1 protein-coding gene is annotated in these 1331 nt (G+C 70.4%); it reads right to left on the bottom strand.

Annotated elements, in window-relative coordinates:
* Positions 1-97: 97 nt before the first annotated feature.
* Positions 98-1162: a histidinol-phosphate transaminase gene (gene hisC / locus IEY93_RS07560; RefSeq protein WP_189162258.1), complete on the bottom strand. Its 1065-nt coding sequence runs from the start codon at positions 1160-1162 to the stop codon at positions 98-100.
* Positions 1163-1331 lie beyond the last annotated feature (169 nt).

Here is a 1331-nt window from a genome sequence, read left to right on the forward strand (position 1 = left end):
CGACCAGGCAACCGCATGGTCACACCGCAACCACGACCTCGCCGCTTGACATTCAACGTCCAGGGATGTCTGACACCACCGTCAGGAGGCGGGCACGTCAGAAGGAAGCGCGGAAGGCGGCCGCGGCGGCCAGGAAGGTGTCGTTGGCCTCCGGAGAGCCGATGGAGACGCGGGCGCCCTCACCGGCGAACGGGCGGACCGCGCAGCCGACGGTGGCGCACCCGCCGGCGAACTCCAGCGTGCGCTCACCCAGCCGCAGCCAGACGAAGTTCGCCTCGGTGGAAGGGACCTCCCAGCCCTGCTCCAGCAGGGCGTCACGGACGCGCGTGCGCTCCTTGACGACCGTCTCGACGCGTTCGAGCAGCTCGTCCTCGGCTGCCAGCGACGCGACGGCCGCCGCCTGGGCGAGGCTGTTGACCGCGAACGGCACCATGGTCTTGCGTACGGCGGCCGCGACCGGCTCATGGCCGATGAGATAGCCGACCCGCAGACCGGCCAGGCCGTACGCCTTGGAGAAGGTGCGCAGGACCGCGACGTTCGGCCGGTCGGCGTACAGGCTCAGGCCGTCGGGCACGTCCGCGTCGCGCACGTACTCGCGGTAGGCCTCGTCCAGGATGACGAGCACGTCCTGCGGCACCCGGTCGAGGAAGGCGGTGAGCTCGGCGGCGCGGTTGACCGTACCGGTCGGGTTGTTCGGGTTGCACACGAAGATCATGCGCGTCTCAGGTGTGATCGCCGCGGCCATCGCCGTGAGGTCGTGCGTCTCGTCCACCAGCGGCACCCGCACGGACGTCGCACCCGCGAGGTCGGCGAGCAGCGGGTAGGCCTCGAAGGAGCGCCACGCGTAGATCACCTCGGCGCCGGGCTCGCTCACCGTCTCGAAGAGCTGCTGGGCGACGGTCACCGAACCCGCGCCCAGCGCGATGTGCTCGGGAGGCACGCCGTAGCGCTCCGCCAGAGCCTCGGTGAGCCGGACGCAGGCAGGGTCGGGATAGCGGTGGATCTCGGCGGCCGCCGCCGCGATCGCCTCCACCACCGACGGCAGCGGCTCGTAGGGGGACTCGTTGGACGAGAGCTTGAACGAGCGGCCGTCGGCGGAGACCACGGCCTTACCCGGCCGATAAGCGGCCATCTCATCGAGAATCGAACGGAAACGCGGCATGCAGCCACCTTATTAGCTCCCCCACCGCCACCCGCGCCAGGAGCCCCGTGACTCTTCCGGACCTCCCCTTCGCCCTGTCCCCGCTCGTGGCACGGCGGTGTCCTGAGGAGGAGGGAGGGTGAGGAACGAGCCCGTACGACGAACGAAGGACGCCGCCTCAAAGGCGCCA

Source organism: Sphaerisporangium melleum (genome assembly GCF_014646695.1).
In the GTDB taxonomy this organism is placed as follows: Bacteria; Actinomycetota; Actinomycetes; order Streptosporangiales; family Streptosporangiaceae; genus Sphaerisporangium; species Sphaerisporangium melleum.